Origin of the sequence: Kamptonema sp. UHCC 0994 (assembly GCF_029167235.1) — a bacterium.
GTDB lineage: Bacteria > Cyanobacteriota > Cyanobacteriia > Cyanobacteriales > Microcoleaceae > Kamptonema.
Map to the genome: position 1 here is coordinate 1 of NZ_JARFTR010000260.1, position 26404 is coordinate 26404.

Annotated in this window: 17 protein-coding genes; 11 read left to right on the forward strand and 6 right to left on the reverse strand. The window is 43.6% G+C overall.

The genetic code is table 11. From position 1 onward, the window contains the following. Positions 1–160: 160 nt before the first annotated feature. On the forward strand, positions 161–541 hold the full coding sequence (locus PY364_RS22925; protein WP_275526618.1) for a cytochrome c: 381 nt from the start codon (positions 161–163) through the stop codon (positions 539–541). Positions 542–612: 71 nt separating this feature from the next. On the opposite strand, the gene PY364_RS22930 is transcribed toward PY364_RS22925, so the two are convergent. Next, positions 613–7461: a CHAT domain-containing protein gene (locus tag PY364_RS22930; RefSeq protein WP_275526620.1), complete on the reverse strand. Its 6849-nt coding sequence runs from the start codon at positions 7459–7461 to the stop codon at positions 613–615. A gap of 206 nt (positions 7462–7667) precedes the next feature. Between PY364_RS22930 and PY364_RS22935 the strand changes: the two genes are divergently transcribed. From PY364_RS22935 to PY364_RS22955, 5 genes are all read left to right on the forward strand, one after another. Beyond that, positions 7668–12281, forward strand: coding sequence for an AAA family ATPase (locus PY364_RS22935; RefSeq protein ID WP_275526622.1), 4614 nt, complete (start codon positions 7668–7670; stop codon positions 12279–12281). A 15-nt stretch (positions 12282–12296) separates the two neighbouring features. Continuing rightward, the gene (locus PY364_RS22940; protein WP_275526624.1) at positions 12297–12689 is read left to right on the forward strand and encodes a response regulator; all 393 of its coding nucleotides are present in this window, start codon (positions 12297–12299) and stop codon (positions 12687–12689) included. Between the two features lie 131 nt (positions 12690–12820). After that, positions 12821–14851 (forward strand): FAD-dependent oxidoreductase, encoded by a 2031-nt coding sequence (locus PY364_RS22945; RefSeq protein WP_343278574.1) that lies wholly within the window; start codon positions 12821–12823, stop codon positions 14849–14851. An 83-nt stretch (positions 14852–14934) separates the two neighbouring features. Then, on the forward strand, positions 14935–15522 hold the full coding sequence (locus tag PY364_RS22950; protein ID WP_275526626.1) for a Uma2 family endonuclease: 588 nt from the start codon (positions 14935–14937) through the stop codon (positions 15520–15522). Positions 15523–15696: 174 nt separating this feature from the next. After that, positions 15697–16119, forward strand: coding sequence for a tetratricopeptide repeat protein (locus PY364_RS22955; RefSeq protein WP_275526628.1), 423 nt, complete (start codon positions 15697–15699; stop codon positions 16117–16119). 3 nt (positions 16120–16122) lie between these two features. Here the strand turns inward: PY364_RS22955 and clpS are convergent, their stop codons facing one another. After that, positions 16123–16416 (reverse strand): ATP-dependent Clp protease adapter ClpS, encoded by a 294-nt coding sequence (clpS, locus tag PY364_RS22960; RefSeq protein ID WP_275526649.1) that lies wholly within the window; start codon positions 16414–16416, stop codon positions 16123–16125. 440 nt (positions 16417–16856) lie between these two features. Here clpS and PY364_RS22965 point away from each other — a divergent pair, with 440 nt between their 5' ends. From PY364_RS22965 to nrdJ (PY364_RS22980), 4 genes are all read left to right on the forward strand, one after another. Then, positions 16857–18392, forward strand: a complete 1536-nt coding sequence (locus tag PY364_RS22965; protein WP_275526630.1) for a SagB/ThcOx family dehydrogenase — start codon at positions 16857–16859, stop codon at positions 18390–18392. 150 nt (positions 18393–18542) lie between these two features. Next, a complete protein-coding gene (locus PY364_RS22970) occupies positions 18543–18908 on the forward strand; it encodes a response regulator (protein WP_275526632.1) in 366 nt (121 codons plus the stop codon). A gap of 310 nt (positions 18909–19218) precedes the next feature. Beyond that, positions 19219–20463 carry a ribonucleoside-triphosphate reductase, adenosylcobalamin-dependent gene (gene nrdJ / locus PY364_RS22975; protein WP_275526634.1) on the forward strand — a complete coding sequence of 415 codons (1245 nt, stop codon included), beginning with the start codon at positions 19219–19221 and terminating at the stop codon, positions 20461–20463. Positions 20464–20706: 243 nt separating this feature from the next. Continuing rightward, complete coding sequence (gene nrdJ, locus PY364_RS22980; RefSeq protein WP_275526636.1) at positions 20707–21783, forward strand: ribonucleoside-triphosphate reductase, adenosylcobalamin-dependent; 1077 nt, start codon at positions 20707–20709, stop codon at positions 21781–21783. A 261-nt stretch (positions 21784–22044) separates the two neighbouring features. Here the strand turns inward: nrdJ (PY364_RS22980) and PY364_RS22985 are convergent, their stop codons facing one another. Beyond that, on the reverse strand, positions 22045–22317 hold the full coding sequence (locus PY364_RS22985) for a hypothetical protein (protein WP_275526638.1): 273 nt from the start codon (positions 22315–22317) through the stop codon (positions 22045–22047). Between the two features lie 223 nt (positions 22318–22540). Here PY364_RS22985 and lpdA point away from each other — a divergent pair, with 223 nt between their 5' ends. After that, positions 22541–23971, forward strand: a complete 1431-nt coding sequence (lpdA, locus tag PY364_RS22990; RefSeq protein WP_275526639.1) for a dihydrolipoyl dehydrogenase — start codon at positions 22541–22543, stop codon at positions 23969–23971. Positions 23972–24042: 71 nt separating this feature from the next. On the opposite strand, the gene PY364_RS22995 is transcribed toward lpdA, so the two are convergent. The 3 genes from PY364_RS22995 to PY364_RS23005 form a co-directional block, all read right to left on the reverse strand. Continuing rightward, positions 24043–24492: a hypothetical protein gene (locus PY364_RS22995; RefSeq protein ID WP_275526641.1), complete on the reverse strand. Its 450-nt coding sequence runs from the start codon at positions 24490–24492 to the stop codon at positions 24043–24045. 9 nt (positions 24493–24501) lie between these two features. After that, positions 24502–24810 (reverse strand): hypothetical protein, encoded by a 309-nt coding sequence (locus tag PY364_RS23000; RefSeq protein ID WP_275526643.1) that lies wholly within the window; start codon positions 24808–24810, stop codon positions 24502–24504. 81 nt (positions 24811–24891) lie between these two features. Further along, a complete protein-coding gene (locus PY364_RS23005) occupies positions 24892–26118 on the reverse strand; it encodes a transposase (protein ID WP_275526645.1) in 1227 nt (408 codons plus the stop codon). Positions 26119–26404: the final 286 nt, after the last annotated feature.

Consider the following 26404-nt stretch of genomic DNA (forward strand, 5'->3'; position numbering starts at 1 on the left):
GCGGTAACGGAACCGCCCAGAGGGCGGCGTTACGCACAATTTTTTAATTTTTAATTTTTAATTTTTAATTACTAATTCCTTGCCCTTCCTGTCGAGAACCATTAAGCTATGTTATGTGAATTAAACTTTTTTGTAGATTCTTAATTTAATTAGACACCCTTTGGATAACCAGCTCGCTAGCAATGAAATTCAACACCTGGTCAAGCGGATCGCTTTGATTGCTCTAGCGGTTTCGCTGGTAAGTCTTGTGGCGATTTTAGGCATAAGACAGTTTCAGGCCGCAGACCCTTACATCAAAACCGTTTTGTCCATGAATGGCGATCCCGTCCAGGGTCAAGCCATCTTTCAAATGAATTGTGCCGGTTGTCACGCATGGCATTTCAACAGTCAGATTGGCCCAAACTTGCACGGTGTATCGCAGCGCAAATCTGAAACCGGTCTGATCCAGCAAGTAATCAGCGGAAAAACCCCTCCCATGCCTCAGTTTCAGCCAAGTCCCCAAGAAATGGCAGACCTGCTGAGCTATCTGGAGCAAATGTAATCACCAAGGAAGAAGGAAGAAGGATTTACTTAACAACCAACAACCAACAACCAACAACTAACCACTAACAATTACCAAGGACTACCAATCATCGTAAAACCACTCCAATAATAAGGGTGGGATAGACTTGTATTGACTTGATTTTTTCCCCCAGCCGGTAACATCACCCTACTGACGACACCACCGCCTCGCAATTGACCAGACTCTATCTTAATTTCTCCTCTAATCATTGCAATTTGTGCTTGCCGCAAAGCTTCAGATTTGATCGCAGCATTCCGCAATTGACTGTAAAACCCTGCCATCAGCCCCAGCGTCCCCTCATCGGAGACATACCATAAACTGGCCAAAGCCGACTTCACCCCAGCTTGTACAGCAAGACCTGCAAATCCCAATTCTGCACCATTATCTCCCACCGCCGTGCGGCAAGCACTCAACACAAGTAACTCTACTGGCGGGTTACTCCAGCCTAACTGCCGAAGCTGATTAAGTTGCAGTTGGGCATCCCATAACTGAATGTAAGAGTTGCCGGCTACTCCAGGCTTGAATTCGCCGTGCGTTGCTAAGTGGATAATCTGATAAGGTGTAGCAGAGCGAAGAGATTTGAGATTTTTGAGAGTGAAAGCTTCATTGAGAAAAAATTGCCCAGGCCACTTAGCCGCGATCGTTTGCAGTTCCAAAGGTACGGCCGGTAAAGGTGATTTGTCAGAAAATACCGATGCACCCATTGCCAAAACTGAAGCACCAGAAAGGCTTTTGTAGCTAGTATTAGTTAAGCTCAAGCTCGGTATTAACGCTAGACTATATTTTTCTACTAGAAATTGTTTCCCGTCGTGAAGCGCGGCAATTGGTATCGTCCGCAATCCTGCATCGAGACTAAACAGCAGCGTGTCGATTTTTTCCCCTTGCAATTCCGCATCTAAAGGCTTAAGTAGCCATTTATAAAGCTTTTGCGCGGATGCTAGATAGGTTGTGGAGCGACGTTTTACGGGATTAGTGATTTCGTCGCGGAACTGATTTGCAGTCTGTATTAACACCTCGCGATTCGCCTCGCGGACGGTTTCGTGCAGGATTTTACCACTGGCGGTTATTAATACAAGTTCGAGTTGATCTGGTCGTGCGATCGCATAAAGAATTGCAGACCGATTACCAGTTTGCTTCTCAATTTTTGAGAGCATTTCTCTGATACTTTGAGCGGAATTTACAGCCGTTCCTAATGAAAGACTTCCCCCCAAGTAATCCTTATATTCCTGCTGAGTTAGTACCTCGATTTGAGGTACAGCTATATCGACTCTTCCAGCATCAAGAGTTTGGCTGAGATTAGCCCTAGCTACTTCTACGGCTGGCGAGAATCCCGCTAGACTAGAGTTAGGCGGGACACCAGGCGGCTGTGTACTGTTGCCATTAGGTTTAGGGCCATTAGGTGTCGGATTTTGCGGCGAGGGACTATTGCCGGGATTAGATTCGACACGCAATATCGAGCCGTTGCCGGGATTGCCAGAGATGCCGTTTTCACTCCGAGGTTGTGGCATTAATCCAGAGTTGGGATTGGCTGGCTTTCCAGGATCGCCCCTATCTATTCCAGGAGCAACATTTAATATTTGCTGATTGTAAAGTGTACCGCTATTGAGAATAGGACTGTCGGGCCTAATAGCACCTATGCCTGGAAGGTTTGGGGGGGGAGGTGGATTTATTGGGGAATTAGCCAATTGTTCTCGCGGCGGTAAAGGTTGTTGATTATTACCTCCCGGTTGTTGTGGATTATTACCTCCCGGTTGCTGTGGATTATTACCTCCCGGTTGTTGTGGATTATTACCTCCCGGTTGTTGTGGATTATTGCCTCCCGGTTGTTGTGGATTATTGCCTCCCGGTTGCTGTGGATTATTGCCTCCCGGTTGTTGTGGATTATTGCCTCCCGGTTGTTGTGGATTATTGCCTCCCGGAGGTTGCTGTGGATTATTACCTCCCGGTTGTTGCTGATTATTGCCTCCCGGTTGCTGCTGATTATTGCCTCCCGGTTGCTGCTGATTATTGCCTCCCGGTTGCTGTGGATTATTGCCTCCCGGTTGCTGTGGATTATTGCCTCCCGGTTGCTGTTGATTATTTGTCCCCGGTTGCTGTTGATTATTGCCTCCCGGTTGCTGGTTAACAATTCCTCCGGGTTGTTGTTGATTAGCAGTTCCTCCGGGTTGCTGTTGATTAGCAGTTCCTCCGGGTTGCTGTTGATTAGCAGTTCCTCCGGGTTGCTGTTGATTAGCAGTTCCTCCGGGTTGTTGTTGATTACCAGTTCCTCCGGGTTGTTGATTATTGGCAACAGGTTGCTGCTGATTATTGGCAACAGGTTGCTGCTGATTATTGGCAACAGGTTGCTGCTGATTATTGGCAACAGGTTGCTGTTGATTATTGGCAACAGGTTGCTGTTGATTATTGGCAACAGGTTGCTGTTGATTATTGGCAACAGGTTGCGGGCTCTGGGTAGGCTGCGGGCTCTGGGTTGGTGCTGGTGTTGGACTCTGGGTAGGCTGCGGGCTCTGGGTTGGTGCTGGTGTTGGACTCTGGGTAGGCTGCGGGCTCTGGGTTGGTGCTGGTGTTGGACTCTGGGTGGGTTGCGGGCTCTGGGTTGGTGCTGGTGTTGGACTCTGGGTAGGCTGCGGGCTCTGGGTTGGTGTTGGTGTTGGGCTCTGGGTAGGCTGCGGGCTCTCTGTTGGTGCTGGTGTTGGTGCTGGTGTTGGCGTTGGTGATGGGGCTGCTGCCGACGCTGTGGTAATGATATTAATATTCCCCTGAGTGTAGGTTGTTGGGGGAACTGTTACTGTCAATGTTGGCGCGATCGTATTATTGGCCCCACTCGCGATCGCCCCCTTTGTTCCGTTCGTGGTAGCATTTCCTACAATAAAGGGAGTTACTGTGCTACCGCCATGTCGAATTGTAATTGCTCCACCACCGCTACCGCCTGCTGTAGAAATACTAGCAATTATACTATTAATATCAGTAAAAGTATCTGTAATTCGTACAAGAGTACCGGCCGTAATATCAACTACCCCACCGCTACCAGAGGCTGCACCTTGGGCGTTAATAGTAACAACTTCTACGCTGCCTTTAGCATTAACAGTAACATTGCCGCCAGAGGTACCACTGGTATTAATGTTGCCTGTACTAATATTGTTATTACTGTTCAGTGTTAATGGGCCACCATTACCAGTTGTTGAGCTAGTATTTAATGTCGCTGTGCTAGCATTGATGTTGCCAGTAGAGCTAGTTATGGTAATAGCTTTACCTGAAGTTGTAATATTACCGCTGGTAATATCTTGGTTAGCTAATAGCGTAATTGTCGCATTTCCCGATCCTGTAATTGTTCCGTTTCCGCTAATAGAACCAGTACCCGCAGGAGTGCGAATAGTTACGGGGTTGCTGAAACTAATATTGCCAGCTAGACTAATACTACCGCTACTATCACTGCGTCCGATTGTAATTGAGCTAAAGCCATTTTGTAATAAGGCTAATTGTGCTGCTGTTAAGTCTAAACCGCTGCTAGCTGCTGTCCCGCCAATGGCAATCGGTACGGTTGGCGTAAATGGTTGTAAAGTTAAATTGCCAGTTCCCGATACAGTGTTTCCGAAGTTAATTTTATTAGCTGTGAGGGCGATATCGCCAGCAATTGTTACAGCTTCACCAAGGCTAATTCCAGATGCACCAGTTGCCGTTATGTTGCCGTTAATTTGAGTTGTTCCGGCTGGATCTGTTGTTAAGCTTGAGATATTGACAGTATTGCTAAAAGCTGTATTTCCAGAACTATTGACTGTCAAATCTCCTAACGGTGTGGTACTACCAATAGCACCGCTAAAAGTGATATTGCCTGCTCCCGCATTCACTGTTAAGCTATTAGTATTAGCTGTTGTGCCGTTGAGAGTACCGTTAAAGGCAACAGTAGTATTGCCGGTCGTTCCCAATGTGCTTAGTGCGATGGCGGGTGATGCTAAAATGACATTGCTAGAAAAAGTGAGACTTCCGCCGCTACCAACAACAGCAGAAGTGCTGATATTGCCGTTAAGGGTGATATTGCTACTACCGGCGTTAAGCGTTACCGTGCCGCCATTAGTTGCGGTGGCTGATGCGGTGCTAGAATTAATTTCACCTGTCTTAATCCCGTTAGTTGCAGTTAGAGAAATCGCGCCGCCGCTACCAGTGGCACTAGATGTATCTAAAGTCCCCGCAGTATTGATATTACCGCTAGCACTGGCGATTGTGATTCCTCTGCCAGAATTAGTAATGTTACCAATGGCAATATTTTGATTAGCATTGAGAGTAATAGTAGCATTGTTGCTGCCCGTAATATTGCCAGCAGTGTTAGTAATTGAACCACCGGTTCCGGGTGCTTGGATAGTAGTAGGATTTTGAAAGGTTGCGTCTCCAGCAATCGCAATTGCGCCGCTGGTATCACTTCTCCCAATAGTAATTTGAGAAAATCCTGGCTGAATTGTTGCTAGTTCTGTCGTACCTAGATTTAACGTACTGTCGCTGACATCTCCCCCAATTGTAATCCCTAAACTTGGCGTTAGTGGCTGTAATTGTAGCGTTCCATTGCCAGCAATTGTGGTATTACCAAGTAAGCTAATTTCATCTGTTGTTAGGGTGATAGTGCCGCTACCTCCTGTCGGGTTAATGGCACTATTATTGACTAGAATTCCTTCAGTACCATTACCGCCGATGGCTGTTAAAGTCAAGTTGCCAATACCGGATGCTGTTAATGTGCTTTGATCTAACTCAATACCTATATTGCTAATTCCTATCCCGCTAGCTGAACCATTGCCAGTTAAGGTAATATTACCGCTACCAGTAGATTTTACTGTACTATTAGCGACGAAGATTCCGCTATTGTCGTCGCCAGTTCCACCGCCAGTACCTGTTAGCTGGATATTACCATCAACTGAACTAATTGTAGTATTTGCGCCGTTAATTTCGATACCATCATTACTGGTAGTGCCATTACCACCAATACCTTGTAATGTAATTGTTCCTGTGCCGGTAGTTTGCACGATCGCATTGTTTTCAATTACAATCCCAGAAGCGCCAGACACGCCTGCAACTCCGGTTCCAACTATAGAGATGTTACCGTTACCAGCATTGAGAGTGCTGTTGTTAATGTTAATGCCATCAGGGTTTGTTGCTGTGCCAACGGCGGGGGAAGTTGAGGGAGTATTACCACCACCTAAGATGATGCTACCACCGTTGCTGCTGATAGTAGCATTGGCGATCGCGATCGCGCCTACACCGCCACCATCTCGATCGGCATTGAGGGTAATGCTGCCGCCTTGGGTGGTAATATTGGCATTAACGGCAATGGTATTGTTAGCTTGGAGTGCGATCGCGCCATTACCGGCATTGACAATCGGCTGATTAGTGGTAATATCGTTGTTAGCGATTAGCGTTAAAGAAGTGGTGTTGTTCCAAGAAATTGGACTGCTAACGGTAATATTGCCAAGAGCACTTAGACCTGATGCCGTATTCACGACTACATTGCTTAAGCCTAGTTGATTTTGCAGGGTGGTGGTGCTGAGATTGGAACTGCTATTAGTAGTGTCAGAAAAAGTGCCATTGGCAAAGGCAATTGTGGGTGTATCCGGCGTATTGCTGATAGTAATGTCAGTGGGATCTAAAAGCAGAGTCCCTACTTGGCCAGATAGCGATCGCAAATCCGCCAATCCTTGATAATCTAAAAATTGTTTACCTGAAACTTCGACAAAACCGCCATTGTCTACACCACGAGCGGTAATATTCCCATAGAAGCGAGTAATATCATCGGCCCAAACGATCGCACGACCACCACTACCGCTATTAATCGCATCAACATTAATTGTAGAGTCTTGGCTGACAAATGTGCGATCGGCCCTTGGCAATGCACCTAAACCGCGATAGTCCCCACCAACCAATACCGTACCGCCGCCAAAAATCCCACTAGCGTTGACTTTTGCGCCGATTAATCCAACTTGATTGCCAAAAATGTTAATTTGCCCCCCCGTATTACCAGAGGCGTTGAGAGAGCCGGAAGCGATGGCATCTCCCGGTGCTGTTGGTACTGTAACGCCAACACCAGTAAGTTGTACGCTACCATCAGCAAGCAGAGTTAATCCAGTAGCATTACCTAACTTAGAACCCGTTAATAGTTGGGGAATATTCCCAGGTTGTACCCCATTTTCTATACCTAACGGGCCAACTGCAATTTCCAAATTCAACAAGTGTCCTGGTTGGCTAATTCGGACTAAGCTTTGACCCGGTACTGCGGCAATGGTAATATTTCCCCCAGGAGTCGCGATCGCACCTGTATTGATAATAGTACCACCAATTAAACTAATATTCTCTCCCGCTGATACCGTTAAATTCCCAGCATTAACAATTGAACCCGGTTGGGATGAGAAAGTAAAAGCCGTAGGATTTCCGACTAAATTTGTCCAGTTATTGCTACCAATGGCATTTAACCAATTTGATCCAAAGCCAATACCTGTAGCAGTCGTAGCTGTAAAGGAAGCCGGCACATTTAATTGAGCCGAAGGGCCGAAAATAATCCCAGCAGGATTAATTAAAAATAGGTTAGAATTGCCACCACTGACTTGAATTAGACCGTTAATAATTGAAGCATCGCCGCCGACTACTCGCCCTAAAATATTTCTAATTGCCGGATTAGAGATAAAGTTAGCAATCTGACCTTCACTGAGTCCAAATTGTTGGAAACTGTGAAATAGATTTGTCCCATCTCCAGAGGTTTTACCACCTGTAATATCGAAACGATTTTGCTGTTGAGTAACATTAGTACCCGTACCGTCGGGGGCGGAGGTGATAGGTAGGGTTTGGGCAAAAGCCGATGCGACGAACCACAGAGTAGCTGGAAGAGGGATAAATGGAAGTAAGCGATTAATTTTTTTCATGGCGGTGAGCCCGGTGACGGTTATTGGTGTCTAGGCTTTAGGTGCTTCCACCTCTATTATGATCTATAATTGTCGCAATTGCTCTATAACATTATTACATTAATGTAATGTTAGACTTAAAACCTCAACTCAAGAAGCTAAACCCATCTCCAAAGTTTTGTTAACCGTTAACGGTTAACAGTTAACTGTTTCAATATTTCAACCCTATGAATATTCCCGGCTACCAGATTCTCACTCAAATTTATGAAAGTAGCAATTCCCTAGTTTACCGAGGTATCCGACAACAGGATAGCAAAGCCGTTATCCTCAAAGTTCTTAAACAGGACTATCTGGCACCAGGGGAACTGATTCGATACAAGCAAGAATATGAAATTGCACAAAAACTGAATATTGAAGGAGTAGTTAAAGCTTATAGTTTAGAAACTTATCGCCAGAGTCTAGTCTTAATCCTTGAGGATTTTGGTGGATTATCCTTGGCGCAATTAATAAATGGGCAAATGGAGGGGAATAGAACCTTACTGTCTCTACATAAAATCCTCCAAATCGCGATTCAAATCACTGAAACTTTATCAGCAATTCATGCCGCTAATGTTATTCATCGAGATATTAATCCTTCCAATATTATCTTTAATCCAGAAACCGAGCAAATAAAAATTATAGACTTTGGCATTGCCACTATCTTCAGCAAATCTAGTCCTCTCCTGAAAAATCCTAATGTCTTAGAAGGTACTTTAGCCTATATGTCACCGGAACAGACTGGGCGGATGAATCGCTCTCTAGATTATCGCACAGACTTTTACTCCCTTGGCGTTACGCTTTACGAACTATTAACAGGAAAGCTGCCTTTTACCACAACTGATGCTTTGGAATTAGTACACTGTCATATTGCCAAACAGCCTATTGCTGCTCATAAAATCAATCTAGAAATACCTCCAAATATTTCAGAAATTGTGATGAAATTGATGGCAAAAACTGCTGAAGAGCGATATCAAAGTACCTGGGGTATCCAAATAGATTTAGTGTGTAGTCTGATGCAGCTAGAGGCTAATGGTGAAATTGAAAACCTAATTCCTGGTGAAAATGATATTTCGGAAAAATTTCAAATTCCTCAAAAACTTTATGGCAGAAAAAGAGAAATCACAACTCTACTTGCAGCTTTTGAGCGCGTAGCAGAAGGCGGGGGAAAAGCATCATCTTGTCCCACCTCAAATTTTGATTTACACCTTCCCGAAATAATGCTTTTGGCAGGTGCTACCGGCAGCGGAAAATCAGCCCTGGCTGCCGAAATTTATAAACCTATTACAGAAAAGCGAGGTTATTTTATTCGAGGAGATTTTAAAAAAGATCGAGGCAATATTACCTACTCTGCCCTAATTGATGCTTTTCAATCATTAATAGGGCAACTATTAATGGAAAGTAAAACACAGCTAAACCTTTGGCGAAAAAAAATATTAGTCGCATTTAATGGCAACGGTCAAGTAATTATTGATGCGATCCCCCAAATAGAACTAATTGTGGGTAAGCAGCCGCCAGTAGCAAAATTAGGAACAAAGGAATCGCAAAATCGCTTCAGTATAGTCTTTCAAAGATTTATTCGGGTGTTTGGTTCAAAAGAGCATCCCTTAGTCATCTTTCTGGATGATTTGCAGTGGGCAGATGTAGCAACCTTAAGTTTAATTGAACGCATAATGATGGATGTTGACACCCAATACTTATTTTTAATTGGAGCATATCGCGTTCAGGAAGTCAGCACTAATCATCCTTTAATGATGACTATTGAGACACTACACAAGCAAGAGATAACTGTCAATCAGATTACCTTAGCACCATTAGCAATAGAGGATATTACTGATTTGATTTGCGACACTTTGCATAGTGATAGAGGGAAAGTAAAACCTTTGGCAGAATTGGTATTGTGTAAAACTGGGGGTAATCCTTTCTTTGTCAATGAATTTCTAAAAATGCTCGACACAGAAAAATTAATCGCTTTTAATTTAGAATGTCTGAGTTGGGAATGGGATCTAGATCGAATTAAGGCAATTAACATTACTGACGATCTGGTAGAGTTAATAGTTAGTAAATTGAAGAAATTGCCACTATCAACACAGCAAATTTTAGGTGTAGCCGCTTATGTAGGTGAAGAGTTTGACTTAAGCACTCTATCTATTATTTGCGAAAAATCTCCGCAAGAACTTTTTAAATATTTAACACCAGCAGTTGATTCCGAGTTAATTTTACCTAAGTCAGAGTTAGATGAACAACTGTTAATTCAAGATTATAAATTTGGCCATGATTGGGTACAGCAAGCAGCCCATACTTTAATCAAAAATCCAGAAGAAGAATTCCCTAGGTTACTAACTAAATCAGCAGCCAATAGAATTGTGGACAGAATTCCAGTAGCGACAAATAGAATAACAGGCCCTCGCTCGTCAGGCGAAGTTTTAGATTTAGCCGCAGTTATGAAGGCTTCTCAAGCTATCGCGAGTGAAATTGAGCTGGATAAGTTATTAGCTACTTTGATGAAGATTATGATTCAAATTGCGGGAGCTCAGGTTGGTTATTTAATATTAGAAAATGATGGCAAAATGCTAATTGAAGCCTCTGGCAAGGTGGATGCAGAACAGATTGCCGTTTTGCAGTCAATTTCTATTGATAGCCGCGTGCCTGTATCGATCGTAAATTATGTTGCTCATACCAGAGAAGCAGTTGTTGAAAACAATGCTGCATATCATGGTAAATTTACTAACGATCCATTTATCAAAGAGCATCAAAGCAAATCTCTATTATGTACGCCCTTGCTAAATCGAGGTCAACTTAGTGGAATTTTATATCTGGAAAACAATCTAACTGCTGGTGCTTTCGCTCCAGACAGGTTGGAAATATTACAAATGTTGTCTGGGCAAGCTGCGATCGCGATCGCCAATGCTAAACTTTATACAGAGGTTCGTGAAAGTGAAAGACGGATGGCTCAATTCCTAGAAGCAATGCCCGTGGGCGTATCTGTTCACGATTTAACTGGACAGACTTATTATGCCAATCAGAAAGCACAGGATTTACTTGGTATAGGGATTTTATCAGGAGCAAAAAGCGAACAATTGGTAGAGGTTTATCAAATATATCAAGCGAGAAGTAAAGAGTTATATTTGACCGAAAATTTGCCCATTGTGCGAGCGCTCAAAGGTGAAAGTGTCAAAGTTGACGATCTCGAAATTCATCACCCTAATAAAGTTGTTCCGTTAGAAGTTTCTACTACACCAATTTTTGATGAAACGGGAAAAATTGTCTATGGGATTGCAGCTTTTCAAGATATAACAGAACGTAAACAATCTGAAAAATTATTAGCAGAATACAATCAAACCCTGGAGCGAAAAGTAGAAGAGCGCACCCAAGAATTACAGCAGGAAATCGCAGAGCGCAGGCGCACAGAAGCAGCGCTGAACAAAAGTGAATTAGAAAATCGTGCTATTCTTTCTGCTATACCAGACTTGATGTTTAGAGTTAACTCGGAGGGCATTTATTTGGGCTATATTGCTACTAGGGAAATCGTTAGTTTATTGCCATCTGATTATAACCCCATTGGCAAACATATATCAGATTTTTTGCCGCCAGAAGTTTCCCAGCGCCACCTAGAAAGCCTCCAAAAAGCTTTGGCTACAGGGATAGGTCAAATTTACGAACAGGACATTTTGATTGATGGTATGTTACAATATGAAGAAGTCCGGGTGGTAGTAAGCGGAGCCAATGAGGCACTATTTATGATTCGCAATATTAGCGATCGAAAACGAGCTGTAGAAGCTCTACGCAAAAAAAATGAAGAATTAACTGCTGCTCTTAAGCAACTCCAAGCCACTCAACAAGAACTAATTCAATCCGAGAAAATGGCCGCTTTAGGACAACTAATTGCTGGCGTAGCTCACGAAATTAATACGCCCTTGGGGGCAATTCGCGCGTCAATTGGCAATATCACTGCTGCTCTTAATAATTCAATTAAACAACTACCCGAAATTATCCAAAAGCTATCTCCTCAAAGACAAGCCGATTTTTTTACCTTGTTAGAAAGCGCTATAAGCAACCAGGAAATAATTTCATTTAGAGAAGAAAGACGATTAAGACGCACCCTCGCTCAAGAATTGCAAAGCCAACATATTCAGGAAGCAGAAACTATTGCAGAAACTTTAGTTAAATTGGGCTTTACCCAAGATGTTACTCCCTTTATAACTTTGTTACAAGAAAAAAATAACACCTCTATTTTAGAAGCGATCTATAACCTATATCTACAACAAAATAACAGCCAGAATATTGTATTGGCTGTAGAAAGGGCATCTAAAATAGTCTTTTCTCTCAAAAGTTACGCCCGTCATAATAATTCTGATGAAATGACTATAGCTGCTGTGCAAGATGGTATAGATTTAGTTTTAACTATTTATCAAAATCACCTAAAACAGGGAATTGAAGTTATCAAAAAATATGGGGAAGTACCCGCGATACTTTGTTATCCCGAAGAATTAAACCAAGTTTGGACAAATCTAATTCACAATGCTATTCAAGCAATGAATAATAAGGGAACTTTAGAGATAGCCATTGCAGAAAAAAATAACAATATAATTGTAGAATTTGCTGATTCCGGCTGTGGCATTCCAGCAGAAATTAAAACCAGAATATTTGAGCCATTTTTTACCACTAAGGCAAGTGGCGAAGGTAGCGGATTGGGTTTAGATATTGTCAAGAAAATTATTGACAAGCATCAGGGTAATATTGAGGTAGACAGCCAGCCAGGGCGGACTGCCTTTAGGGTATCCCTACCCATTAGACAAATATGATCGGGAGTATTAATTATGCCCAAGAAAGCAATTTTATGTGTGGATGATGAAAGAATGATTTTAAGCTGTTTAAGAGATCAGCTTACTCATCATTTTGGCAATAAATATACTTATGAATTTGCCGAGAGTGGTGATGAAGCTTTGGAAGTTATAGAAGAGTTAAATGAAGACGGTGTTGACATTTTGATTATTGTCTCTGATTGGCTGATGCCTAATATGAAAGGCGATGAATTTCTGATTAAAGTTCATCAGCAATTTCCCAAGATTGTGACGGTACTGTTGACAGGACAAGCCGATGAGGAAGCAATAGAACGAGCCCAAAAATATGCTAACCTGCACCGCTACTTACCTAAGCCTTGGGATAAAGCCACTTTAATAGAAGCCCTTGAATCTGGGTTAGGAAATTGATTGCGAGAGAAGGATTAGCAATTAGTAATATTCCCCTGACGCGATCGCGAAACCGCTGTATAGTACAAAATGAACATTTGAGTGCTATATGCCTCTCAATTCCTATGTCCGAAATCAACACATCATCTACCATGCAGCTTCAAGTAAAAGGCAAATCACTGCTTAGCATCACCCTCACCTTCATCTCCCTAATTTCAGCCATTAGTCCCGCAATGGCCGCACCTCCCCGCACACCAGATAAAGAAGAAAACTGCGACATTCTGGTAGTAGGTGGTGGGCTTTCGGGCGCAGCCACCGCCTACGAAAGTTTACTTGCTGGCCGCACTGTTTGCCTAACTGAAATTACCGACTGGATAGGCGGCCAAATTTCATCCCAAGGCACGTCTGCACTGGATGAAAGGGACACTCAAAGATCGCTTTTATTCTATCCTCGCGGCTACTTAGAATTGCGATCGCGCCTCCAACAGCATTATGGTAGACTAAATCCCGGCGGTTGTTGGGTTAGTTACTCCTGTTTTATGCCTTACGATGGCCACAAAATCCTATTTAAAATGTTGCAAGATGCGGCAAAAAAAGGTAAGGGTACGCTTAAATGGTTTCCTAACACTGTTGTCAAAGATTTAGATATTTCTGGGAATCAAATTAAAGGCGCGATCGCGATTCAGCATCAACCCGCAACGGGCACTCCCCCCATCAACGCCGAACCTCTTTCTCAAACCATTGAAGATGCCTATCGATATGAAAATTCCGCGCGATTTAATAAAGCTATTATTCGCTTCACAGCTAAGCAGTCAAATCAATCTAACCAAACAGCTAAACCGACTAATTGGTACGTCATAGATGCCACCGAAACAGGCGAATTAATCGGATTAGCTGACGTTCCCTACCGCCTCGGAATTGATGCGCGTTCCTATCTCGAACCTTCTTCAAGTAGCACCACTGGCGATCCTTATTGCACTCAAGGTTTTACCTATACCTTTGCCATGCAAGCAACTAAGGAACCTCAGACTCATCAAATGCCATCCTTTTATCAACAATATGCTCCTTACTACAGTTATGAATTGCAGCGATTAGCCAGTTTTCCCCTAGTATTTAGCTACCGCCAAATTTTTAGCACTAAACCAGATCAAAAGCGGCCGCCAAACACTAAAGACTACCCCATATATCCAGGCGATATCTCTATGCAAAACTGGACTTGGGGCAACGATTATCGACCGGGAACATCGGCTGATAACCTAATTTACACTCGCGAACAATTGCAAGCCACAGGTCAATTGCAACCCGGAGGCTGGATGGGTGGTTTGCGAACAGAAACTTTGCGGCATGGGGAAGAAAATGCCCAAGGATTTTTCTATTGGCTAGCAGAGGGGACGACTGATTCTCAACTTGGAAATAACGTTAAGAAACCTTACCCAAATCTTAATTATTTGACTGGTTTAGATTCGCCGATGGGGACGCTTCATGGATTATCTAAATATCCTTATATGCGGGAAGGAAGGAGAATAATTGGCCGACCCAGTTTGAGTCAGCCTCAAGGTTTTACAGTGTGGGAAGTTGATATGTCTCGTAATAACTTTGCGGCTGATTTTTACCGTCAGAATCTATCTCCTGAACAGTATCGCGATTTGTGGTTAGCTTTGGGTGGTTTAGACGCACCAGCTTTGGCTGTGGGAGATCAATCTGTAGACGAAACAAAGTCGCGATCGCGCTCTTTTATTTATCCCGATTCTGTGGGAATTGGTCACTATGCAATCGACTTTCACCCCTGCATGACTAATAGCCCCCCAGAAGCGCCTGGTAATACTGAACGGGAAGGAACTCGCAAGGGTCAAGGTCAAGCTTATCCTTTCCAAATTCCCCTCAGAGCGTTGATTCCGCAGAAAATTGATAATATGTTAGTGGCCGGTAAAAGTATTGCTACTAGCCACACGGCGGCGGCGGCTTATCGAGTACATTCCTTTGAATGGTCTGCGGGTGCGGCGGCGGGAACTACTGCTAGTTTTGCCCTAGAAAAAGGGATTCTGCCTTATCAATTGGTGGATGAATTACCATCTTACGAGCCAAATTTAGAACTGTTGCAAAGGCGATTAGAGCAACATAAAAACCCGATCGCTTTTCCGGGAACTTCTATTTTTAATGGTTCTTGGCAGAACTGGAAATAATACCAATTTGGCTTAAATACCCTCTTTCTTTTTTAGTCCGCCTACGCGGACTAAAGAGGTTGATGAACTTTAATAAATTCTCTATGACCACCTTAATTCAACCACAATCTAATGTCGAAGAGCAACGGGTAGTCCTGCCCAGCGTGACTTGGCAGCAGTATGAAAGCCTATTAACAACTCTAGGAGATTATCCTGGATTACGGCTCATCTACCTTGAGGGAACCCTAGAAATCTTTATGCCTTCTCCTGAACATGAAATGATCAAAAAGGTGCTTGCTAGACTTTTAGAGCGCTATGCGGAGGAGATTGATATTCCCTTACATGGCTATGGTTCGACAACTTTTCGACGTAAAGCTAAGGCGCGAGGACTAGAACCTGATGAGTGCTACTGTATAGATACTCTCAAAGAACTACCAGATTTGGCGATTGAAGTTAATTTAACGAGTGGAGGAGTGGATAAATTAGCTGTTTACAAAGGACTTGGGGTTCCCGAAGTTTTGATGTGGCAAAATAACCAACTCACCCTTTACGATTTACGCGAAGCTAACTATCGGGAAGTTGTTTATAGCCAGTTCTTTCCAAATCTAAACTTGCAGTTGTTAGCATTGTATGTTCGACCACAAGAACAACCACAGGCAATCAAAGAATTTCTTCGTGCTATTCGCTCATAAAAAAACTCAAAATAGGCTAGGCTTGTAAAAGACGCTGTTGATGAGCCTGAACATCCCGTTGCCGTGCAGTAAAGTCAATCTGTGTTGTCTTGCTACACCTGGGAAACTTCTGCTAAAATGCAACTGCATCAATATTTCATTCAGTTTATTAAACAAAAATAAGGAGAGAAATTGATGGCGATGAAATTCCTAAAGCTAGGACTAACAGGACTAATGGCACTGGTAATAATGCTAGTAATCGGAAATTTGCAATACAGCCAAAATAGTAACTATCTAATTACCAATTCTACTGCCTTTGCTCAAATTCCTACGGAAAGAAAAGCAGCAGCAGATAGGTTGTTGCAGCAAGGTATGCAAGAGTCACTTAGCAGTCAATTTCAGGCTGCATTAAAGTCTTGGCAACAGGCGTTAAGCATATATCGGGAACTCAAAGATCGCAAAGGTGAAGGCGATGCCCTCAGAAATTTAGCAACTACTTACTTTCAAGTTGGTGACTATGATAAAGGTTTTGAGTACCAACAGCAGGCTTTGACAATTGAGCGAGAGATCAAAAAGCAAGAAGATGAGGGCAACGATCCGAGTGTAATACCTAAGTAAAAATTAAGCTTGCTCTAGCGGTGCCATTGTCAATCCAGCACGGCCAAGCTGCATATGATATAGTTCTGCCTGCTCTTGAGGGCCAACCCAAACAGTTGCTTGACCTTCATAGTGAACTTGATTAGTGAGTTCCCAGGCGCGATCGCTTGTCATCCCTGGAATATACTTCATCAAACAATCAGAAACGTGCTGAAAGGTATTAAAATCGTCATTGAGTACAATCACCTTATAATTCGGATAAGGCTTACGGGTAACTTGACTAGACTTGTTGGGAGCTATAGTGGGTGAAGAGGTCATCTTATGAACAGTCGCTGAAACTACAGAAGTCATAACAGAGTTACCCGCAGAATTATAACACAATTACAAGACGAACATTTAATTATATTGTAACGATTTGCTAACAATATCGAGCGGGCAAATTTAGAATTCATGCTAAAAGTAGGATACAAATACAAGACACCCTAAAGTGCGATCGCGTTTCAAGAGATATCTCCCACCGATAATCTTCTCATTGCACTGCGAAAAATCATCAGGACAAGAGGAATTAAAAGGAAATGCAATCTTCAGCAATGGTTTCGGCAGTATTAATTTTATAAAAAAAGTGTACAGTGAAAGATATTTAGTTAGCTTAGATATACTGCCGATCGCTTTCCCTGTAGCTGACTTCACGACATTTTCCGAATCGGAAATGCCAAGATAGATAAAACTTTGATTTAGAACTATTTCTCAACTAACTTATGCCAGAACTTCCCATCTCCATTGCTCAACACTACCACGAGCGAACGAAATACGACCCTCAAACCATAGCGGCCAAAAATAAACAACTAGATTGGGAACAACAGCCAGTTTCCTTTAAGGAATATAAAATTGGGGCAACTTTTGACTTAAAGCCTTATTTGAGAGATAAATCAGAAGGGTTAGCGGCTGAGCCTGATGTTAAGTGGTGGCAGCGTTTGTCTCGCTTACTGCTTTGTAGTTACGGTTTGACGGCGAAAGTACCGACAATGGGGGGGGCTCCGCTGTATTTGAGATCCGCGCCTTCTGCGGGTGGGCTGTACCCAGCAGAGGTTTATCTAATTTCTCGCGGTACGGGACTTTTGCCTGCGGGACTTTACAACTATCAAGTCAGGACTCATTCGTTAGTTCATTTTTGGAATAGCGAAGTTTGGCCGACTTTACAAGGGGCTTGTTTCTGGCATCCGGCTTTAGAAGAGACGAAACTCGCGATCGCCATTACAGCAGTTTTTTTCCGTTCAGCTTGGCGTTACGAAGATCGGGCTTACAGACGAATTTACTTAGATACCGGCCACCTACTGGGCAATATCGAGTTAGCCTGTGCTCTGAATGACTATCGGCCGCACTTAATGGGTGGATTTGCCGATGCTGCGGTGAATGAATTGCTATACCTAGACTCGGAACAAGAAGGAACAGTTGCGATCGCAGCCTTAGCCGATTTGCTAGAAATAGAACAAAACTTACCTAAATTCCGAACTGCTTTATCAGGGCCCACGCAGACAGACTATCCGAAAATTCCAGACGGTCAACTGCTAATATCGCTCCACAAAGCCACTCTTATTAACTCAGATCCGTTAGGAATTGGTGGTTGGAAAGCCGATGAAAGTGAGGGGCAACTAGAAGATAAATACAACTTCCCTTTCTGCACAAAAGTTTCCGCCGTCACTCCGTCTATACCTTGGGGTGCAAACCTAGAATCCCTAGAAAATACAATTTTCAAGCGGCGTTCTACCCGCGCCTATACAGGTGCCGCTTTGAGTTTGGGAGAATTACTAGCTTTACTAGATTTTACTTACCAATCACAACACTATATCGACCAAGGTTTAGACGGTTATCCTGATTATTTTGACCTGAGTTTAATTGAAACATTTATCGCCGTTTCTGGCGTAACAGGATTAGAAGAAGGCTGTTACTATTACGCTCCCAAAGCTCAAGAATTGCGACAAATCAGGTTTAAAAATTTTCGGCGTGAGTTACACTTTTTGTGTTTGGGACAAGAACTAGGGAGGGACGCAGGGGTGGTACTATTTCATACCGCTGACTTAAAGAAAGCAGTAGCAAAATATGGCGATCGCGTTTACCGCTATCTGCATTTAGATGCTGGCCATTTGGGACAAAGATTGAATCTTGCAGCCATCCACCTACGTTTAGGAGTCAGCGGTATCGGTGGCTTTTTCGACGACCACGTTAACGAAGTTTTAGGCATTCCTGCTGATGAAGCCGTCCTTTACATCACTACCCTCGGCCGGCCAAGATAGGGAGATGGGGAGCAGGGGGGCAGGGGAGTTGGTGAGGGGGGTAGGCACGGGGGCACTACCCCTACAAAATCGCGGTTTTTCCGAGAATGAAACAGCCCTGCCTCTCCCCCTCTCCGTTAGATTTTTAACAGGGTTATCGGTTCAAAATTTATGAAGACAGTTATAGTTGTAGACGATCAACACTCGCATCGGGAGATGATCTCAAACCTCCTCAAAGGTAGCGGCATCAATGTGATTGAGGCAAGCGATGGAGCTGAGGCAATCGAGAAAATAGAGGTGAATTTCCCAGATTTAGTAATTCTAGACATTGTGATGCCGGGAATGAATGGGTTTGAGGTTTGCCGCCGACTCAAAAATAATCCGATAACGCAGAATATACCCATCATATTTTGCTCGGTTAAGGGTGAAGAATTCGATCGTTACTGGGGTATTAAACAAGGAGCAGATGCTTATATTGCTAAACCTTTTGGGCCGCGAGAACTTGTGGGAACTGTGAAACAATTTTTGCGATCGTAGAGGGTAAAATTGGCGTAAATTTGATTGGGTGGCGAAATCTGGAAATATAATTATTTTTATCCTAGAACTCGCATCAATACTTTATAGAACCTATTTGACATCTAAAGCGCGATCGCGAAAAGCAGGCGTGAGGCTTTACAGCAGGCGTGAAGCCCTAAAAGCCCAAGCTTAAGAAACTTTGTTGAGTTCGTATGGAATTATGCCCTAGATATAGCGCAACTTGTGTAATTTGTCAAGCATTTGACCCTATATCTGACATGGCCTATAGTCATAGTCTATTGATTTATTGTGATCCGAGCAGACTGTAATCATGGTTCGAGAACTTGAAAGGACGAGTGCAATTAAGGGGCTTAATGCCTCCGATTTTCCTGAAACTGCACCAGCAGCCAATCCGGTGTTTTTCAGAACTTATAGCCGCCGCACCTCCCAGGGGCGGGAGACGTGGGAAGAGGTATGCGATCGCACGGTTCGCGGCTTAGCCAAACTCGGCAACCTCACCCCCGAAGAAGCGGATCTCCTACACCGGATGCAAAGCCAACTTAAAGCCCTCACCTCCGGTAGATGGCTGTGGGTGGGGGGTAGCCAGTGGATCGAAGCACCAGAGAATTTTTCTGGGGCCTATAATTGTTCATCAACAAATATCGCTGACTGGCGGGCTTTTGGACTATTAATGGATTTGGCCATGATGGGCTGCGGTACTGGGGCGGTTCTCGAACCCAAATATATTAACCAATTACCGCCAATTCGGAATCGTTTATTAGTTGAATTGCAGGGGGAAATTGGCACTACCCCCGCTCAATTGCGACGGGAAGAAACAGAAGTCAAAGTAGAAGGAGATCGGGCAACCATCTATGTAGGAGATTCTCGCCAAGGTTGGGTTAAATCTTATCAAAGTTTACTGGAATTGTCAACAGATGAAAGATTTTCAGCCGATGTGCAAGTTGTCATTGACTTAAGCGATGTTCGCCCAGTGGGAGAACCATTAAAAGGCTTTGGTGGTGTCGCTAATCCGGTGAAATTGGCAGAACTTTATCATCGCTGTGCGGCAATTTTGAATAAGGCTTTAGGGCGGCAATTAAATTCTGTTGAATGCTGTTTATTGATTGATGAAGCGGCGGTGACAATTGTTGCCGGAAATATACGTCGCAGCGCAGGGATTCGTCAGGGAGATAGCAATGATCCCCTATTTTCTAATGCCAAAGATAACCTATGGCAACAAGATGCGAATGGTAATTGGCGAATAGATCCAGAGCGTGATGCTTTAAGAATGGCAAATCACTCTCGTGTTTTTCATTACAAACCTACCTTAGAAGAATGTATTGATGCTGTTAGAAAACAGTATTATTCTGGTGAAGGTGCAATTCAATGGGCTGGTGAAGCGGTAGCCAGAGCTAACTGCGATTTGCTATCAAATTCTGCACTGAAAGTAGAATTTTTGCAAGCATATAACGATGGCAAGGCTAAAGAGTGGTTTCAAGAAAATGCTCCTAACATTAATGCTGATGAATTAGAGCATCGGTTAGCCCGTGTGGGCTTAAACCCGTGTGGTAAGTAATTTTGCCTCACGTTAAAAACCCCGCAAAATCGGAGAAAACTGAGATGTTAATTCCGAGGTAAGTAGAGGAAATAAAAAGCCTTTACCACCGTAGAGCGTACCAAGTGAACCTTCTTAATGAAGAATATAATCTTGGCAAGAGTGCGAGGCATTTACAATTAATGTAAATGAAAAAGTACGCCGAGCTATAGGAAAATGAGAACCTATAGAACTAGAGGATAAAAAGCCTTTAGGATAACAAAATTGGAAATTATTGGCTCTAATTTTCACTGTAATTTGGGGGAGGTTCACCTCAATCAAATTGATCCAAAAAACTTCAAAGAACAGGAGGAAGCTTTCACCGCCGCTGCTCTATCAGTTGCCACACTTCTTAATCACAAATTTGTCGAAACCCGCTACAATTACAGTCGCCAATTAGACCCAATTGTAGGCGTGTCTTTTACAGGTTTGTTCGATTTCTTTGTTCATGCTTTTGGCGTTGATTGGCTCCGCTGGTGGGAACAAGGACGACCAGAAACCGAGCAAGGAATCGCCTTTAAAGAGGGGGAAAAAGAGTATTTAACTCGTTGGCGAGAAATAGTAAATCAAGCTGTGTGGGATTACTGCGATCGCCATTCTCTCAAACGTCCAAATCGTTGTACAACTGTCCAACCTTCGGGAACCAAAAGTTTACTAACAGGTGCATCTCCGGGTTGGCATCCTCCGAAAGCACAGCGTTTTATTCGCCGCATTACTTTCCGTAAAAATGACCCCGTAGCCTTAGCTTGTATTGACTACGGATATAACGTCATTCCCTCTCAATCTGACAAAGATGAAAACGGTAATTTACTAAATAATGCCTTCGATGAACGTTGTACAGAATGGTTGATTGAAATTCCCGTTGCTGTACCTTGGGCCGATTTACCAGGAGCAGATAAAATCGAGATTGGCAAGTTTTCTGCCCTCGCTCAAGTAGACTTTTATATGCAGGTGCAAAAATTCTATGTAAGTCACAACACAAGTGCTACAATAGAATTACGAGAAAATGAAATAGAACCTCTGGGCAATCGCATTTATGAAGCAATTCGCGATGATGAAGGCTACATCTCAGCAGCACTTTTAGCCCGATTTGATGACTTGCAAACTTTCCCTCGCTTGCCTTTTGAGCCGATTGCTAAGGAGACTTACGAAAAGCTTGTACAAGAAGTTTTCAACCGCCGTCAAACCACTGATTTTTATTCAGCTTTGAAGCGCTACGATTTTGGGGAATTGCCCGAATTTGGGCCGGCTGGTTGCGATTCTGACAAGTGTTTGTTACCAGAAAAAGGTAGTCCTTCATAGGAACATTTAGGTATGTAGTTGCGCTTTAGCGCTCTTTAAGGCGCTGAAGCGCAACTACCACTTACCTCCAACTAAGTACCTGGTTTAAAGAGCGCTAAAGCGCAACTACGTACCTATTACTCAACCATTGACATAGGAAGGAAGAAGGAAGAGGGCTAATTGTTAACAGCTAAGTATTACAAAACTACAAGTTTTGTGGTAATTTAAACAACCTGTTCAAGTGAGATTCTTAATTAATTCTTTGTCCACTTCCCATCCTTATCATTTCCCCATCTCCCCATCCTCCCCATCTCCCCTATTCTCCTCTCTACTCTGCATAAATTGCTCAATATCCGCGATCGCTTCTTCGAGCTCAGCAAAACTAAACTGAGGTTTAGGTTTTTTCTGCTTAGCGGCGGGACTGGGTACAGAGGTCGAATTCGATTTAGCAGCTTGACTGGCCTCCTGGGCGCGTGCTAACTCGTTCATTTGGTCAAGAGACTCAAAAAAGGCTCTGGCTGAGGCCCGGCGTAAATCTTGCCGATCTGGTTCCATGAGGAGTGGCTCCTTAGACTTTTGACATTGTACTCAAACTATATGCACCTTGCCGATAGTAGACTTTAAAACTTTAAACTCCAACTGGACTTGCAACTCAAGACACTTGTAAGGGGTGGGCCACAATGATTGGGATTTAATCATCCAGGTTACTTGTCAAGGTTGTCTAATTAACCTAGTCTAGTCGAGAATGAGGGTTAAGAAATGGCACTAGGAGAGTAAGGTGAGTCAGGGATTTGATTACGATTTAGTGATAATTGGTGCTGGCGTGGGGGGACACGGGGCTGCCATACACGCTGTTAACTGCGGTTTGAAGACTGCAATTATCGAAGCGGCGGATATGGGCGGTACTTGTGTTAACAGGGGTTGTATTCCCTCTAAGGCGTTGCTGGCGGCGGCGGGAAGAGTGCGAGATTTGCGAAATGCTCACCATTTGAAGACGTTAGGGATTCAATTGGGAAGTGTGGATTTCGATCGCGGTGCGATCGCGAGTCATGCTGGCAATATTGTCAATAAACTGCGTGGCGATTTGACCAATAGCCTCAAACGTTTGGGTGTTGATACGATCCGAGGTTGGGGTAAAGTCACGGGGCCGCAAAAAGTGACAGTAGAAACTAGCGGCGGTGAGAAGGTAATTACTGCTAAGGATATAATTCTCGCGCCAGGTTCGATTCCTTTTGTTCCTCGTGGAATTGAACTTGATGGGAAGACGGTTTTTACTAGCGATGATGCGGTGAGACTGGAATCTTTACCGCAGTGGGTGGCAATTATTGGTAGTGGTTATATCGGTTTGGAGTTTTCGGATATTTACACTGCTTTGGGTTGCGAAGTGACGATGATTGAGGCATTAGATCAGTTGATGCCGACTTTTGACCCGGATATTGCTAAGTTAGCTGAACGGGTGTTGATTACGCCACGCGATATTGAGACTAAGGTAGGACTTTTGGCGATGAAGGTGACTCCTGGTTCGCCTGTGGTGGTTGAACTTGCTGATGCCAAAACTAAGGAAATTGTGGAAGTTTTGGAGGTGGATGCTTGTTTGGTAGCTACGGGGAGAGTTCCTGTTAGTAGTAATTTGGGGTTGGAGTCGGTAGGGGTGGAAACTGTGCGTGGTTTTATCCCTGTCAATGACAAAATGGCGGTGTTGGCGGGTGGGGAACCTGTGCCGAATTTGTGGGCGATCGGGGATGCGAATGGGAAGATGATGTTAGCTCATGCTGCTTCGGCGATGGGGATTGCAGCGGTGGAGAATATTTGCGGCCGCGATCGCGAGGTGGATTACCGCAGTATACCAGCGGCGGCTTTTACTCACCCAGAAATTAGCTATGTGGGAATGACAGAACCAGCGGCTAAGGAGTTAGGAAAGGCTGAAGGGTTTGAGGTAGCTACTGTCAAGAGTTATTTTAAGGGAAATTCTAAGGCGATCGCTGAGGGTGAAACTGATGGGGTAGCTAAGGTAATTTTCCGTAAGGATACGGGAGAATTGCTGGGGGTTCATATTTTTGGGCTCCACGCGGCGGATTTAATTCAGGAGGCGGCGAATGCGATCGCGCAGCGGGATTCTGTTCATAATTTAGCTTTTGCCGTACATACTCATCCGACTCTTTCTGAGGTTTTGGATGAGGCCTATAAGCGGGCTGTTGGTAGTCATTAATCTAGCTTTTCTGGGCGGTAATCGGGGCTTTGCCCCTACCGTCTGGGAACGCTGAGTAAAGCGATCGCACTCTAAGCAGAATACTGAAAATCTCGCTGACTTGTGGCAACAATAAAAGGAGAATCAACATCGATCGACCAGTTTTCATCAAGGACTTTGAGATTGGGATCTAAAATGAGAGTTAGTTCACCAATTTCCTCATCACCATCATCACTATTTAGCTTATTATCAGTAGTAGATAAATCCGCTTTGAGTAAAAACTTGAGTTTAATCCAGTGAGAACTAGGATGGGTATCGATCAGAGTTGTGCCAATAGAACAACTGGTTAACTCGGTACAAATGGGATGAATAAAAGTAATCTCTTCATAAAACTTTTCTTGGCTATGCCAGTAACCATTAATTTTGTAATTGCACGATGCTAGGTGTTTAGTAGCGAGGTGATTTAGATCTACAGGTGCTAATAATTTAGCAAGTTCATCCCAAATTTGGTGATTTGTCAAAGTTACTGAATTTATCAGCATAATTCTCCTTTAATGACTTGTTTTAACGCCAGGAAATTGTAAAACTCCATCTATAAACTTTCCGTGATAGCGGTAATCTCCGCCCTCTCCTAATACCTTTGATTTGAGATCGTAGCCTTCTTCTTCTGAAGGAACAAGACCTATATTACCATCGGGTGGCACTCTACCATTTTGAATGGCTTTGAGATGTTTATTATTTTGATCGTATCTCTTGCCGAGGCGGATTTGCTTTTTGCTAAAAGATACTAGCATATCAGCCAGTGTTTGATATATGATGTCCGGCTGAATATCCGCCCAGTTATTGGGGAGAGATTCCATTAGCTTTTGTGGCAGCGTATTCTTTCACTGTAGACAATTTACCATCAAGTTGATGACCCGCAGGCACACCAATTCTGCGGATTATTGATTTGAGGCATTGCACAGCTCTTTAAACAATTCGCGGACACAACGCGCAATCACTCGCTGACGGGCCAACTTAACAGGAGTCCCCCCCTTCTTCCGTCGCCGCAAGTTTTCCGATGGCGACATCCGCTCCTCTCCATACTGAAACATCAGTGGCGGATTATTTTTTGTAGTCTCAATCCGGGTAAACAACCATTGCCACAGAGCTTTGCGGCATAACGCACTGCCTGATTGCTTACCCTTCTTTTTCTGTCCAGAATCTTCTCTCACCACTCCCATACCGACAGCTCGCATGAACCGCCGCTCAGACAGTTTTAGCTTTGATTCGTCTCCGGTCTGGCGGTTTTTCCTGATTTTGACTTCAGGTTTACCATCCTTGAGAAAGTCACAGATTGGGTAAATTGCTCCCAGCAAGTAACCCTGTAACTGGAACCCAAAACCGAATTTAGTAAAAATTTCCCGATATTGCTCGAACCGCTCGTCGTGAATTAACAACTGCAACTCTCGTCTGAGCTTGTAAATCTCATCTTCGATATAGCAGTATTGATTTGCTGCCCAACGAGTTTGAGTTTCAATCCCAGAACCGATAGTCTCCGCTGCGATACGATCGTACTTCTTCGACTTTCTCAATTCAGCCAACCAACCCCATAACAGTGGTGGTAAATCGTCTTGCAGCTTTGCCGATTGCACCAAAGCAATTTCTGGGCACTGCCAAGCTAACTCTTGGCGCATTCTGTTGATGATTGGGTTCTGAGTGCGGTTTAAATGCTCAAGTCTCAAGCAAATTACTTTGATTTGATTGACGAGAGGGTCGCGAATGTTGAGATAATCGCGCTCTGACTTGTCGAAATACCAGCAAGCGATCGCAAAAGCATCAATGTCATCAGTCTTGGCTCCGCTCTTACCCTCCTTTCCCATCAGCTCAGCCCTATAGTTAGGCAGTTTGCTATTGGAAATCATCCGCACTTCACAGCCCCAATCACTCAACTTATTCATCCACAGCTTCGCGTAATTGATACCTGTAGGTTCGCAAATAGCTACTACTTTATCAGCCCCAAAGCTGTCAATTTTTGTCTTTAATCTATTCAAATTTTCAAGGTTCGAGTGAAACACTTCGATGTCGGAGTCGAAGTAGTCATCACGGGGGTTGCTGGGTTTAGCCAGCAAAAAGCACGCAGCAATCGACGACCGACTAATGTCGATGCCTACGATTAATTCTTTCATTTTGTAAGGGGAGCTTGTTTGGTTTTTAAAAGGACAAAGAGTCTACGAATCTCCCAAAAGCCGAAGCTTACTTCACTGATTAAGACCCGTTTATTTTGTCCAGTGTTGATACGGGCTGGCGCTTACGAAAGTTTGATAGCAATTAAGCTAATTTCATTATTAAAGCGCCACTTAGGTTCCCGCGACTTTTCCATAAGCATGAGAAAGTTTCGACTGTTATTATTCAGTCTCGTCAGGCGGGTTGTAATATTTTGGTAATTATGGTTATAATCGTATTAACAAGGCT